Origin of the sequence: Burkholderia oklahomensis C6786, from assembly GCF_000959365.1 — a bacterium.
Classification (GTDB): domain Bacteria; phylum Pseudomonadota; class Gammaproteobacteria; order Burkholderiales; family Burkholderiaceae; genus Burkholderia; species Burkholderia oklahomensis.
The window spans coordinates 1,551,602-1,564,819 of sequence record NZ_CP009555.1 but is presented as its reverse complement, the minus strand read 5'-3'; the positions used below and the strand labels follow the sequence as shown (position 1 = coordinate 1,564,819).

Below are 13,218 nucleotides of genomic sequence, written 5' to 3'. Positions count from 1 at the left end.
GATGGAGACACACGTGATTCAAACCGAATTGAGCCGTACGACGACGCCCGTCGTGTCCGACCTGCGCGTCGTGCCCGTGGCCGGACGCGACAGCATGCTGCTGAACCTGAGCGGCGCGCACGGTCCGTTCTTCACGCGCAACGTCGTGCTGATCCGCGACAGCGCGGGCAATACGGGCGTCGGCGAAGTGCCCGGCGGCGAGGCGATTCGCCGCACGCTCGACGATGCGCGCGCGCTCGTCGTCGGCCAGCCGATCGGCCGCTGGCAGGCCGTGCTGAACGCGGTGCGCGGACGCTTCGCCGATCGCGACGCGGGCGGCCGCGGCTTGCAGACGTTCGACCTGCGCGTCGCGATTCACGCGGTGACGGCGCTCGAAGCCGCGCTGCTCGATCTGCTCGGCCAGCATCTCGACGCGCCGGTCGCCGCGCTGCTCGGCGAAGGCCAGCAGCGCAGCCGCGTGCCGATGCTCGGCTACCTGTTCTACATCGGCGATCGCAACCGTACCGATCTCGATTACCGCAGTGAGACGGGCGCCGACGACGCATGGTTTCGTCTGCGCAACGAAGCGGCGCTCACGCCCGATGCGGTGGTGCGTCTCGCCGAAGCCGCGCACGCGCGCTACGGATTTCAGGACTTCAAACTGAAGGGCGGCGTGCTGTCGGGCGACGACGAAATCGCGGCGGTGACGGCGCTTGCGAAGCGCTTTCCGAACGCGCGCATCACGCTGGACCCGAACGGCGCGTGGTCGCTGCGGGAGGCGATCCGCCTCTGCCGCGGCAAGGACGATGTGCTCGCGTACGCGGAAGATCCGTGCGGCGCGGAGAACGGCTACTCGGGCCGCGAGATCATGGCCGAGTTTCGCCGCGCGACCGGCCTTCCCACGGCGACCAACATGATCGCGACCGACTGGCGTCAGCTCGGTCACGCGATCCGGCTCGGCTCGGTCGACATTCCGCTCGCCGATCCGCATTTCTGGACGATGCGAGGCTCGGTGCGCGTCGCGCAGTTGTGCGACGAATGGGGGCTCACGTGGGGCTCGCATTCGAACAGTCACTTCGACATTTCGCTCGCGATGTTCACGCACGTCGCGGCGGCGGCGCCCGGCGACATCACCGCGATCGACACGCACTGGATCTGGCAGGACGGCCAGCGCCTGACGCGCGAGCCGTTGCGCATCGAGGACGGTCACGTCGCCGTGCCGCAGCGCGGCGGGCTCGGCGTCGAGATCGACGAAGCGGCGCTCGAGGCCGCGCACCAGCTTTACCTGGAACACGGCCTGGGCAGCCGCGACGACGCGGTCGCGATGCAATACCTGGTGCCGAACTGGACGTTCGACAACAAGCGGCCTTGTCTCGTGCGTTGAGCGACGTCGACCATTCACGGAGCATTCGATGCTGGAATCCACATTGACCGGCGACACGCGCGCGCGATCGGACAACGCGCTGACGATCCGCGTGCACGACAGCGACAACGTCGCGATCGTCGTCAACGCGCGCGGCCTGCCCGCCGGCGCGACGCTCGCCGACGGCACCGTGCTCGTCGAAGGCGTGCCGCAGGGGCACAAGGTCGCGCTCGCCGATCTCGCCGAAGGCGACGCGGTGATCCGCTACGGCGAAGTGATCGGCTGCGCGGCGAAGCCGCTGCCGCGCGGCAGTTGGGTCAACGAGCACGCGGTGCGGCTGCCGTCGGCGCCCGCGCTCGCCGAGCTGCCGCTCGCGACGCGTCACGATCCGAAGCCGCCGAAGCTCGACGGCTACACGTTCGACGGCTATCGCAACGCGGACGGCACCGTCGGCACGAAGAACGTGCTCGGCATCATGACGAGCGTGCAGTGCGTCGCGGGCGTCACCGATTACGTGGTCGCGCGGATCAAGCGCGAGCTGCTGCCGCGCTATCCGAACGTCGACGATGTCGTCGCGCTGAACCACACGTACGGCTGCGGCGTCGCGATCAACGCGCCGGCCGCGATCGTGCCGATCCGCACGTTGCAGAATCTCGCGCTCAATCCGAACTTCGGCGGCGAGGTGATGGTGATCGGCCTCGGCTGCGAGAAGCTCGTGCCCGAGCGCCTCGTGCCGGAATCGCTCGCGCCCGGCGGGCGCATTCCGATCGAGGTCGCGGGCACGGCCGATTCGCCCGTGCTTCGTCTGCAGGACGAAGCGTTCGACGGCTTCGGCGGGATGGTCGACGCGATCATGGAGATGGCCGGCCGGCGTCTCGCGCAGTTGAACCGGCGCCGCCGCGAGCCGTGCCCGGCGTCCGATCTCGTCGTCGGCGTGCAGTGCGGCGGCAGCGACGCGTTCTCGGGCGTCACCGCGAATCCTGCCGTCGGCTTCGCGGCCGATCTGATCGTGCGCGCGGGCGGCACGGTGATGTTCTCCGAAGTGACCGAAGTGCGCGACGCGATTCACCTGCTGACGCCGCGCGCGATCGACGAGGACGTCGGCCGCGCGCTGCTGCGCGAGATGGCGTGGTACGACGATTACCTGAAGCGCGGCGAGACCGACCGCAGCGCGAACCCGTCGCCCGGCAACAAGACGGGCGGGCTCTCGAACGTCGTGGAAAAGGCATTGGGCTCGATCGTCAAATCGGGCACGAGCCCGATCGTCGACGTGCTCGGGCCCGGCGAGAAGATGCGGCGCAAGGGGCTGATCTTCGCGGCGACGCCCGCGAGCGATTTCGTCTGCGGCACGCTGCAGCTCGCGTCGGGCATCAACCTGCAGGTGTTCACGACGGGGCGCGGCACGCCGTATGGCCTCGCGATGGCGCCCGTCATCAAGGTGTCGACGCGCAAGGCGCTCTCCGAGCGCTGGCACGACCTGATCGATCTCGACGCGGGCCGCATCGCGACCGGCGAGGCGAGCATCGCCGACGTCGGCTGGGAGCTGTTCCGTCTGATTCTCGATGTCGCGAGCGGCCGCCGCCAGGTGTGCGCCGACGCGCTCGGCCTGCACAACGCGCTCGTTCTGTTCAATCCCGCGCCGGTGACCTGATCATGACCGACATCCTTCATTCGAACGACGACGCTTCGGCGGCAGGCGGCGATCCGCTCGACGGCGTCGCCGCGCACTGCGGCCGCATCCTGCTGACCGGTGCGGCCGGCAATCTCGGCCGCGTGCTGCGCGATCGGCTGCATCGCTACGCGGATGTCGTGCGCGTATCCGATATCGCGCCGCTCGACGGCGCGCGGCCCGGCGAGGAATGCGTGCGCTGCGATCTCGCCGACGCGGCGGCCGTCGACGCGCTTGTGCGCGGCGTCGACGTGATCGTGCATTTCGGCGGCGTGTCGGTCGAGCATCCGTTCGATACGGTGCTGCCCGCGAACATCGCGGGCACGTATCACGTGTACGAAGCGGCGCGCCGGCACCGCGTGCGCCGCGTCGTATTCGCGAGCTCGAATCACGTGACGGGTTTCTACGCGCAGGGCGAGCGCATCGATACGGCCGCGCCGCCGCGACCCGACGGCTACTACGGGTTGAGCAAGGCGTTCGGCGAGCAGCTCGCGCAGTTCTATCACGATCGCTACGGCATCCAAAGCGTGTGCATTCGCATCGGTTCGTCGTTTCCGGAGCCGAAGGATCGCCGCATGCTCGTCACGTGGCTCGGCTACGACGATCTCGAGCAGCTCGTGCGGCGCGCGATGTTCGTGCCGCGCGTCGGCTGCACGATCGTCTACGGGATGTCGGCGAATCGCGATGCATGGTGGGACAACGCGCGCGCCGCGCATCTCGGCTACCGGCCGACGCAGTCGAGCGAGCCGTGGCGCGAGCAGATCGAGCGCACGCAGGCGCCGCTGCCCGACGACGATCCGGCGCGCCGCCATCAAGGCGGCGCGTTCGTGACGGCCGGCCCGTTCGGAGACTGACGCCATGCGCGCGTCGACATCGGTCGAGCGGATCGGCGACATGCGCTGCGGCGTCGGCGAAAGCCCCGTGTGGCACGCGGGCGAGGCAGCGCTCTACTGGACCGACATCACGGGCCGCGCGCTGTGGCGTTGGGAATCCGAAACGAATCGCGCGCACGCGTGGGTGTTGCCCGAGATGGCGGGCTCGATCGCAATGATCGCCGACGGCGGGATCGCGCTTGCGATGCAGACGGGCGTCTATCGCGTGCCGCGTCCCGCGCCGGGCGCGCCGCTGCCCGAGCCCGTGCTGCTCGCGGGCGTCGCGCACGCGGCAGACGGCATGCGCTTCAACGACGGCCGCTGCGATCGGCAGGGACGTTTCTGGGCGGGCACGATGGCGTGTGACACGTCGCTTGCGCGCGCATCGGGCCGGCTCTATCGGCTCGATTCGAACGCGCGCGCGCTCGCCGCCGAGTGCGATGCGCTGATCGTGCCGAACGGGCTCGCGTTCAGCCCGGACGGCCGCACGATGTATCTGTCGGACTCGCATCCGACGCGCCGGATCGTCTGGGCGTTCGACTACGACGTCGATGCGGGACGCCCGCACGGGCGGCGCGTGTTCGTCGACATGAACGCGCACGCGGGCCGGCCCGACGGCGCGGCCGTCGACGAGGACGGCTGCTACTGGATCTGCGGCATCGATTCCGGATACGTGCATCGCTTCACGCCGGACGGCAGGCTCGATCGCAGCATCGCGGTGCCGGTCGCGAAGCCGTCGATGTGCGCGTTCGGCGGCGCGCGGTACGACACGCTGTTCGTCACGTCGATACGCACGGACGACGATCCGCTGTCGGGCGCGACGTTCGCGCTGGACCCCCGCGCATGCGGCTTGCCGGAGTCGGCGATGCGGCTCTGAGCGCGCCGCGCCGCATCGCATCGCGCTCGCACGCGAAGCATTCGCACCATTCGAAGGCACGCGACGACGGGCAACGACATACAACGACATGCGACAAAGGACGGAGACACCATGAACGTAAAGCGGATCGGCAACGTGCGCTGGTGGATGATCGGGCTCGTGACGCTGGGCCTCATCGTCAACTATCTCGCGCGCAACGCGCTCGCGACGGCGGCGCCCGAAGTCAACAAGCTGTTGAATATCTCGACGCAGCAATACGGCTTCATCGTCGCATCGTTCCAGGCGGCGTACATGGTGATGCAGCCGATCGCAGGCTATGCGCTCGACCTGCTCGGCACGAGGCTCGGCTTCGCGCTGTTCGCGCTGGCGTGGTCGCTCGTCTGCATGCTGCACGGCACGGCCGGCAACTGGATCGCGCTCGCCGCGTTCCGCGCGATGCTCGGCATCACCGAAGCCGCCGGCTTTCCGTCGGCGCTCAAGGCGACCTCCGAATGGTTCCCCGCGCACGAGCGCTCGATCGCGACCGGCTGGTTCAACATCGGCTCGTCGGTCGGCGCGCTCATCGCGCCGCCCCTCGTCGTCTGGTGCATGCTGCACGGCAGCTGGCGCATCGCGTTCGTCGTCGTCGGTGCGCTCGGGTTCGTGTGGAGCGCACTGTGGTTCGCGTTCTATCGGTCGCCCGCGCAGCAGCCGCGCCTCACCGCCGCCGAGCGCGACTACATCGTCGCCGGACAGGAAGCGCCGCGCGCGGGCGCGGCGAAGCCGTCGTGGGGCGCGATCGTGAAGAGCCGGCGCTTCTGGGGGCTCGCGATTCCGCGCTTCCTGTCCGAGCCCGCGTGGCAGACGTTCAACTTCTGGATTCCTCTGTATATGGCGACCGTGCGCCACATGAATCTGAAGGAGATCGCGATGTTCGCGTGGCTGCCGTTCCTCGCGGCCGACCTCGGCTGTCTGTTCGGCGGCTATCTCGCGCCGTGGTATCGGAAGCGCTTCGGCACGACGCTCATCGCATCGCGCAAGATGGTGATGGCAACGGGCGCGCTGTGCATGATCGGGCCGGCGTGCATCGGGCTCGCGACGAGCCCGTACACCGCGATCGCGCTCTTCTGCGTCGGCGGTTTCGCGCATCAGACGCTGTCGGGCGCGCTCTACACGCTCGCGTCGGACGTGTTCGGCCGGCACGAGGTCGCGACCGCGACGGGGCTCGCGGGCATGTCCGGCTATCTCGGCGCGACGCTCTTCTCGCTCGCGGTCGGCGCGCTCGTCGCGGTCGTCGGCTACGATCCGCTGTTCGTCGCGCTCGCCGCGTTCGACATCGTCGGCGCGGTCGTCGTCTGGACGTTGTTGCCCGATGCGCAGCCGCGCGCGCCTTCGAACGCCGCGCCGGAACATTCGCCGGCCGCATCGGGCGCGGGCGGTTGAACGACGCGCCGCGATTCGCAACCCGCAAGAGAAAAGGGCCGCACGCTGCGGCCCTTCGTTCGTCCGGCGTCAGCGGCGACGCATCAGAACTTCAGCATCATCTTGAGAATCGCCGCGAAGCGCTTGCCGTACGGCGGCGCGATCATGCTGCGCGTGTTGAGACGCGGCTGCGTGAGCACGGGCTTCATCTTCGAGAACGTGACGAAGCCGTCGTAGCCGTGGTACGCGCCCATGCCGCTCGCGCCGACGCCGCCGAACGGCAGCGTGCCGCACGCGATGTGCATCAGCGTGTCGTTGACCGTCACGCCGCCCGAGATCGTGTCGCGCATCACGCGCTCGACGGTCGCGCGGTCTTCGTCGAACAGATACAGCGCGAGCGGCCGCGGGCGCGCGTTCACGTAGGTGATCGCATCGTCGAGCGTGTCGTACGGGACGATCGGCAAGAGCGGCCCGAAGATCTCTTCCTGCATCAGCTGCGACGCGTCGGGCGCCTGCGTGACGAGGACGGGCGGCAGCCGGCGCAGCACGGGATCGGGCGCCGCGTCGGTGAGCGGATGGAGCTGCGCGCCCGCTTCCTGCGCTTCGCTCGCGAGCCGCTGCAGCCGCGTGAAGTGACGCTCGGAGACGATCGACGTGTAGTCCGGATTCGTCGACAGATTCGGATAGAGCTTCGCCATCCGCTCGCGCGCACGCGCGACGAACGCCGCTTCCCGGCCGCGCGGCACGAGCACGTAGTCGGGCGCGATGCAGGTCTGGCCCGCGTTCAGCGTCTTGCCGGTGATGATCGCGTCGACCGCCGCGTCGAAGCGTGCGCGCGGCCCGACGATCACGGGCGACTTGCCGCCGAGCTCGAGCGTGACGGGCGTCAGGTGTTCGGCGGCCGCGCGCATCACGTGGCGGCCGACGTTCGTCGAGCCGGTGAAGAGCAGATGATCGAACGGCAGCCCGCTGAACGCAGCGCCGATTTCTGCATCGCCGTTGACGACCGCGACGTGATCGCGCGCGAAGGTCTTCGCGATCAGTTCCTCGAACAGCTGCGACGTGCGCGGCGTCAGTTCGGACATCTTGATGATCGCGCGGTTGCCCGCGGCGAGCGCGCAGATGAGCGGCCCCGCGGCGAGCAGCACCGGGTAGTTCCACGGCACGACGATGCCGACGACGCCGAGCGGCTGCGGCATCACCTTCGCGCGCGCCGGGCGCATCCACTTGTTCATCGTCCGGCTCTTCGGCTTGATCCAGCGCTTGCCGTGCTTGAGCGCTTCGTCGATTTCCTCTTTCGCGAGCCAGACCTCGGACATCAGCACTTCTTCCTTCGCGCGATGGCCGAAGTCCGCGCTGATGGCGGCCGCGAGCGCGTCGCGGTTGTCCAGCAGCATCTTGCGCAGTGCGCGCAGGTGGTCGGCGCGCGTCGCCCACGACGGATACGGCGCGCGCAGATACGCGGCGCGCTGGTCGCGCAGCAGCGCGTCGAGGGTGGCTAAACCGGGCAGATCGTTCTTCATGGCGTCTCCAGTGCGATACGGGTGTGGCCGGCATTCAGGCCGGGAACGCCCGCTCGATGAGCGCGGCGTGATCGAAGGTGGCCGGCAGCGTTCCATAAACGCGTCCGGTTTCGCTGCTGGCGTCGCCGAAGCGCGTGGCGACGAACGCCTCGGCGACGGCGGGCGGCCCGTCGCGTAGCAGCAGCGAGGCCTGCGCGACGAGTGCGATGCGTTGCGCGATCCGGCGCGCGCATGCTTCGCGTTGCTCGGGTTCGAGGGACAGCAGGCGCGTCAATTCCGCGAGCGCGTCGGCGAGCGGCGCGCTGTGCTTCGCCGCATCCCGCCATTCGGCGAAGAGCGCGGCGGCCGCGTCGGGCTCGCGCTCGATCGCGCGCAGCACGTCGAGGCACATGACGTTGCCCGACCCTTCCCAGATCGAGTTGACGGGCGCTTCGCGATAGAAGCGCGCCATCGGCGCGGTTTCGACGTAGCCGTTGCCGCCCCATACTTCCATCGCTTCGCCGGTGAATTCGAGCGTGCGCTTGCAGACCCAGAACTTCGCGGCCGGCGTGACGATGCGGCGCCAGCCGCGCGCCTGCGGCGAGCGCGCCGCGGCATCCTCCTCGAACGCATGCGCGAGCCGCATGAAGAGCGCGGTCGCCGCTTCCGATTCGAGCGCCAGATCGGCGAGCACGTTGCGCATCAGCGGCTGATCGGCGAGCAGGCGGCCGAACGCGCTGCGATGCCGCGCATGATGGATCGCCTGCACGAGCGCCGCGCGCATCAGCGCCGCGCTGCCGATCACGCAATCGAGTCGCGTGTAGTTCGCCATCTCGATGATCGTCGGCACGCCGCGTCCTTCGTCGCCGATCATCACGCCGTACGCATTCAGGAATTCGACTTCGCTGCTCGCGTTCGAGCGGTTGCCGAGCTTGTCCTTCAGGCGCTGCACCTGCACCGCGTTCTTGCTGCCGTCCGGCGAAAAGCGCGGCACGTAGAAGCACGAGATGCCCGCGTGCCCGGCCGTGCGCGCGAGCACGAGATGCGCGTCGCACTGCGGCGCGGAGAAGAACCATTTGTGACCGACGAGCCGATACGCTTCGCCGCGACCGCCCGCGCCGAGCGGATACGCTTGCGTCTCGTTGCTGCGCACGTCGGAGCCGCCTTGCTTCTCGGTCATCCCCATGCCGACCATCATCGAGCGCTTTTCCGGCAGCGGCGCGTCGCGCGCGTCGTGCTCGCGCGAATAGAGCTTGCCGCGCAGCGTCTCAAAAAGGGCCGGTTCGCGCTGCAGCACCGGAATGCTCGCGAACGTCATCGTGAGCGGACAGAGCGACCCGGATTCGAGTTGCGCATGCAGGAAATACCCGGCGCAGCGCGCGACCATCGCGCCCGGCCGCGGGGCCGAAAACGGCAGCGCGTGCAGCCCTTCGCCGCGCAGCAGCGCGAGCAGCCGATGCCAGCTCGGATGGAATTCGAGTGCGTCGATGCGCTCGCCGCGCGGGCTGTGCGTCGACAGCTCGGGCGCATGCCGGTTGGCGAGATCGGCGAGCGCGAGCGCGTCGAGCGTCGTCAGCGCGGCGCCGTCGCGCGCGAGCGCCGTTTGATGCCAGCTCGCGTCGTACCGTTCGACGGCATCGACGAGCGCGGCATCTGTTTCAAACGCGTTATAGTCGTGAAGCGGCGGCGCCTGGTTCGTCACCCGGTGCGTCGCCGTCAGAAAGTCTTGCTGCATGCCTTTGTCTCCCATTTCGCGGGGCCCGGCTTCTGTTGGCCGCGTCCTCCGCGCGAGGCGAATCCGATCATCTTAAATTTAGTTCACGCCGCCGTTTAGAGGAATCGCTCTTGAGTCGGGATGTCCCGGCTCGTCTTGTGTTCCTAAAATGCGCGAACATGGCGAGCCAAGCCGGCTGTCTCGATCGCGATTCCAGCCGCCGTTGATACAAACAGGGAGACGTGACATGCAGTACGACTACATTATCGTCGGGGCCGGTTCCGGCGGCTCGAGCCTCGCGGGGCGCCTGGCCGACGCGTGCCCGGACGCGACGATCGCGCTGATCGAAGCGGGCGGTCACAACGAACGCAATCTGCTCGTCAACATGCCGGTGGGGATCGCGGCGCTCGTGCCGTTCAAGCTCGGCACGAACTACGGCTACGAAACGGTGCCGCAGCCGGGCCTCGGCGGACGCCGCGGCTATCAGCCTCGCGGCCGCGGGCTCGGCGGCTCGAGCGCGATCAACGCGATGATCTACACGCGCGGCCATCCGCACGATTACGACGAATGGGCGCAGCTCGGCTGCGCCGGCTGGGGATGGCGCGACGTGCTGCCGTACTTCCGCCGCGCGGAAGGCAACGAGCGCGGCGCGAACGAATGGCACGGCGCGGACGGTCCGCTCACGGTGTCCGATCTGCGCTTCCGTAATCCGTTCTCCGAACGATTCATCGCGGCCGCGCACGAAGCGGGCTATCCGCTCAACGACGACTTCAACGGCGAGAATCAGGAAGGCGTCGGCTTCTATCAGGTCACGCACCGCGACGGCGCGCGCTGCAGCGTCGCGCGCGCCTACGTGTACGGCCGCACGCGGCCGAACCTGCACGTGATCGTCGATGCGACGGTGCTGCGCGTCGTGTTCGACGGCAGGCGCGCGACGGGCGTCGAGCTCGCGCGCGGCGGACGCGTCGAGAAGCTCGGCGCGCGCGCGGAGGTGATCCTGTCGGCGGGCGCGTTCAATACGCCGCAACTGCTGATGTGCTCGGGCGTCGGCCCGGCCGCGCAGCTGCGCCGGCACGGCGTCGCGCTCGTGCACGATGCGCCCGACGTCGGCGAGAACCTGATCGATCACATCGACTTCATCATCAACAAGCGCGTGAATTCGTCCGAGCTCGTCGGCATCTGCTTGCGCGGCCTCGCGAAGATGACGCCCGCGCTGTTCAGCTATCTGGCGAAGCGCGAAGGGATGATGACGAGCAACGTCGCCGAGGCGGGCGGCTTCATCAAGAGCGAGCCCGGCCTCGATCGTCCCGATCTGCAACTGCACTTCTGCACGGCGCTCGTCGACGACCACAATCGCAACATGCACTGGGGCTTCGGCTATTCGCTGCACGTGTGCGCGCTGCGGCCGAAGAGCCGCGGCAACGTCGCGCTCGCGAGCAGCGACGCGCGCGTCGCACCGCTCATCGATCCGCGCTTCTTCAGCGACGAGCGCGATCTCGACCTGCTGATCCGCGGCGCGAAGGCGATGCGCAAGATCCTGTCCGCCGCGCCGCTCGCGTCGCAAGGCGGGCGCGAGCTGTACACCGATCCGAACGACACCGACGCGCAGCTGCGCGCCGCGATCGTCGAGCACGCGGACACGATCTATCACCCGGTCGGCACGTGCCGGATGGGCACCGACGCGCGCGCGGTCGTCGATCCGCAATTGCGCGTGAACGGGGTCGAGGGATTGCGGATCGTCGATGCGTCGGTGATGCCGACGCTGATCGGCGGCAACACGAATGCGCCGACCGTGATGATCGGCGAGCGCGCGGCGGAGTTCATCGTGGCCGCGCGCAAAGGGCAGGCCGCGCCCGCTCGCGAGCGGGTCGCGGCGACGCACGGCGGCTGACGCACGGCGGCTGACGCACGGCGGCTGATGCGCGCGGCCGTCAGGCGAACGTGTCGACCATCCCGACGCTGCGTCGCGTCGCGCCGCTGGAGGTTGTCGCCGAGACGTCGTCGAGCGCGGCGTCGGCCGTCGTCGCGCCGAACGCGCGTCGCGTCGCGGATCCGTCCGACGATTGTCGTTGCGGGGTCTGCTGCTGTTGCGCGGACGCGAAGCCGCCGTCGCTGACGCTCGCGCTGCCGAGCCCGAGTCCGCCGGCTTCCATCGCTTCGCGCAGCTTCGGCAGCGCGGCTTCGACCGCGTCGCGCACCTGCGCGTGCTGCGATACGAAGAGCGCGTGCGCATGGTTGTCCGCGACGCGCAGCACGACTTGCAGCGGCCCGAGATCGGGCGGATTCAGCGTGAGCTCCGCGCTCTGCTGATGCGCGTTCGACAGGAACACGACCTTTTGGCTCAGCGCGTCGGCCCAGTCCGGCGTGCCGACGGGCGGTGCGAGCGTCGGCGCGGCCGAAGCCGCCGCGGCGTTCGTGGCGAGCGCGGCCGGCGCCGCCTGTTGCAGCGCAGCCGGCGCGCTCGACGCGGCGAGCGTCGCGCGCGCGGAATCGGCGGCGTCCTGCAGTGCGGCGAGCGCGCCCGTCGCGTCCGGCTGAGCCGCATTCGCGGCGGCGTTCGCGATGGCGGCCGCGGGGTTCGCGCCCGATGCATCGGTGAGTGCGGTTTGCACGCCCGGAGCCTTCGCGCCGGCGAGCATCCTGTCGAATGCGGAGCCGTTCGCGGCGAGCGGCGCGTTGCCCTGGCTCGCCGGCGGTGCGGCGGGCGTCGTCGTCGCGCTCGTCTTGCCGGCGCTCGTGAGCTTGCTCAACGCGGCATTCAGCGCATCGCCGATCGGCTGCTGCGTGCCGGCGCGATCGGACGCAACGGCGCTGTCCTGAGCGGCGGCGCCCGCCGCGATCGTGGTCGACGGATGGGCGGCGTCGCCGCCCGTGCCCGCTTGCGCGGCGGCCGCATCGGCGGCCGTCTGCACCGCCTGCGCCGTCTGCGCGTCGGGCCGCGCCTGCAACTGCGCTTGCAGCGATGCGGCTGCGGCGAGCGCCGCCGCGTCGGCGGACGCCGATTGCGTCGCGGTTTCGTCGTCGTCCTCGTCATCCGGTTTGCCGGCGTCCTTCGCGTTGCCCGCGCTCGCCGTCGTCTGCGCGCTCGCGCCGGAGGCGGACGAATTCGCCGCGGCGTTCGTCGCATTGCCGGCGTTCTGCGCGTTCGTGTTCGCATTCGCAAGGGTCTGGCGCTGCGTCTGCACGCTCTGCCTGAGCGTTTGCGCGAACGGCGCGGCCGGCGACGCATCGCCTGACGACGCGCTCGACGCGCTCGACGCGCCTGACGCGTTCGCCGCGGAGCCGGCCGACGACTTGACCATCGTGCTCGCTGCGCCGAGCAGCATACCGATCAGGGGAAGAGGAGGCATGTCGGATCTCGTGTTCGGGTTCGATGGGCGCGGCGCTTACTTCGCCGCTTCCGCGCGCATGCGCAGCACTTTCGCCGCGTGCTCGTCGGCGTCGCGCTGCTCGCGCTTCGCGACGCGCTTCGCTTCCTGCTGCGCGCCGCGCGCCTGCAGGATCTCGTACGAGCCGAGCGTGCGCTTCTTCGCCTGCCACTCGGGGCGCGCCGCGTCGATGCGCGTCTCCGCGGCGGCGAGCACGCGCCGCTGCTGGTCGATCGCCGCGTCGAGCGTGTCGAGGAACGCCTGGAAGTTGCGCCAGTTGCCGGCGGGCATCCCCGATTGCGCGGATTCGGCGAAGCGCACGCGATATTCGTCGCGATAGCGCAAGAGCGCGTCGAGCTGCGTTTGCGCGTCGGTGCGCTCGCGCTGCGCGTGGCCGAGCTGCTTCGTCGCGGTGTCGAGGTCGTTCTGCGCGCGGTCGAGCAGGAGCTGCAGAGGAAAGGATTGGGCCATGG

10 protein-coding genes are annotated in these 13,218 nt (G+C 69.6%); 6 read left to right on the top strand and 4 right to left on the bottom strand.

From position 1 onward, the window contains the following. The first annotated feature begins 1 nt into the window (after nucleotide 1). The 5 genes from gudD to BG90_RS06955 all read left to right on the top strand — a co-directional run bounded on the left by gudD (nucleotide 2) and on the right by BG90_RS06955 (nucleotide 6,182). A complete protein-coding gene (gene gudD / locus BG90_RS06975; protein WP_045568098.1) occupies nucleotides 2-1,363 on the top strand; it encodes a glucarate dehydratase in 1,362 nt (453 codons plus the stop codon). 28 nt (nucleotides 1,364-1,391) lie between these two features. Further along, nucleotides 1,392-2,993: a galactarate dehydratase gene (gene garD, locus BG90_RS06970; protein ID WP_025989587.1), complete on the top strand. Its 1,602-nt coding sequence runs from the start codon at nucleotides 1,392-1,394 to the stop codon at nucleotides 2,991-2,993. Nucleotides 2,994-2,995: 2 nt separating this feature from the next. Further along, on the top strand, nucleotides 2,996-3,865 hold the full coding sequence (locus BG90_RS06965) for an NAD-dependent epimerase/dehydratase family protein (protein WP_010113301.1): 870 nt from the start codon (nucleotides 2,996-2,998) through the stop codon (nucleotides 3,863-3,865). Nucleotides 3,866-3,869: 4 nt separating this feature from the next. After that, complete coding sequence (locus BG90_RS06960; protein WP_010113303.1) at nucleotides 3,870-4,760, top strand: SMP-30/gluconolactonase/LRE family protein; 891 nt, start codon at nucleotides 3,870-3,872, stop codon at nucleotides 4,758-4,760. Nucleotides 4,761-4,871: 111 nt separating this feature from the next. Next, the gene (locus BG90_RS06955) at nucleotides 4,872-6,182 is read left to right on the top strand and encodes an MFS transporter (protein ID WP_010113305.1); all 1,311 of its coding nucleotides are present in this window, start codon (nucleotides 4,872-4,874) and stop codon (nucleotides 6,180-6,182) included. Nucleotides 6,183-6,265: 83 nt separating this feature from the next. Here BG90_RS06955 and BG90_RS06950 read toward each other — a convergent pair whose 3' ends face one another. Together BG90_RS06950 and BG90_RS06945 are read right to left on the bottom strand one after the other, a co-directional pair. After that, the gene (locus BG90_RS06950; protein WP_010113310.1) at nucleotides 6,266-7,684 is read right to left on the bottom strand and encodes a coniferyl aldehyde dehydrogenase; all 1,419 of its coding nucleotides are present in this window, start codon (nucleotides 7,682-7,684) and stop codon (nucleotides 6,266-6,268) included. A gap of 34 nt (nucleotides 7,685-7,718) precedes the next feature. Then, nucleotides 7,719-9,398: an isovaleryl-CoA dehydrogenase gene (locus BG90_RS06945; RefSeq protein WP_010113312.1), complete on the bottom strand. Its 1,680-nt coding sequence runs from the start codon at nucleotides 9,396-9,398 to the stop codon at nucleotides 7,719-7,721. Nucleotides 9,399-9,624: 226 nt separating this feature from the next. On the opposite strand from BG90_RS06945, the gene BG90_RS06940 reads away from it, so the two are divergent. Continuing rightward, nucleotides 9,625-11,268, top strand: a complete 1,644-nt coding sequence (locus tag BG90_RS06940) for a GMC family oxidoreductase (RefSeq protein ID WP_010113314.1) — start codon at nucleotides 9,625-9,627, stop codon at nucleotides 11,266-11,268. A 40-nt stretch (nucleotides 11,269-11,308) separates the two neighbouring features. On the opposite strand, the gene BG90_RS06935 is transcribed toward BG90_RS06940, so the two are convergent. Both BG90_RS06935 and fliJ read right to left on the bottom strand, forming a co-directional pair. After that, nucleotides 11,309-12,727 carry a flagellar hook-length control protein FliK gene (locus tag BG90_RS06935; protein ID WP_045568097.1) on the bottom strand — a complete coding sequence of 473 codons (1,419 nt, stop codon included), beginning with the start codon at nucleotides 12,725-12,727 and terminating at the stop codon, nucleotides 11,309-11,311. Between the two features lie 36 nt (nucleotides 12,728-12,763). After that, complete coding sequence (fliJ, locus tag BG90_RS06930; protein ID WP_010100948.1) at nucleotides 12,764-13,216, bottom strand: flagellar export protein FliJ; 453 nt, start codon at nucleotides 13,214-13,216, stop codon at nucleotides 12,764-12,766. Nucleotides 13,217-13,218 lie beyond the last annotated feature (2 nt).

Coding starts and splice junctions, on each gene's coding strand:
- gudD (WP_045568098.1), top strand. CDS start 2: ATGGAGACACACGTGATTCAAACCGAATTGAGCCGTACGACGACGCCC.
- garD (WP_025989587.1), top strand. CDS start 1,392: ATGCTGGAATCCACATTGACCGGCGACACGCGCGCGCGATCGGACAAC.
- BG90_RS06965 (WP_010113301.1), top strand. CDS start 2,996: ATGACCGACATCCTTCATTCGAACGACGACGCTTCGGCGGCAGGCGGC.
- BG90_RS06960 (WP_010113303.1), top strand. CDS start 3,870: ATGCGCGCGTCGACATCGGTCGAGCGGATCGGCGACATGCGCTGCGGC.
- BG90_RS06955 (WP_010113305.1), top strand. CDS start 4,872: ATGAACGTAAAGCGGATCGGCAACGTGCGCTGGTGGATGATCGGGCTC.
- BG90_RS06950 (WP_010113310.1), bottom strand. CDS start 7,684: ATGAAGAACGATCTGCCCGGTTTAGCCACCCTCGACGCGCTGCTGCGC.
- BG90_RS06945 (WP_010113312.1), bottom strand. CDS start 9,398: ATGCAGCAAGACTTTCTGACGGCGACGCACCGGGTGACGAACCAGGCG.
- BG90_RS06940 (WP_010113314.1), top strand. CDS start 9,625: ATGCAGTACGACTACATTATCGTCGGGGCCGGTTCCGGCGGCTCGAGC.
- BG90_RS06935 (WP_045568097.1), bottom strand. CDS start 12,727: ATGCCTCCTCTTCCCCTGATCGGTATGCTGCTCGGCGCAGCGAGCACG.
- fliJ (WP_010100948.1), bottom strand. CDS start 13,216: ATGGCCCAATCCTTTCCTCTGCAGCTCCTGCTCGACCGCGCGCAGAAC.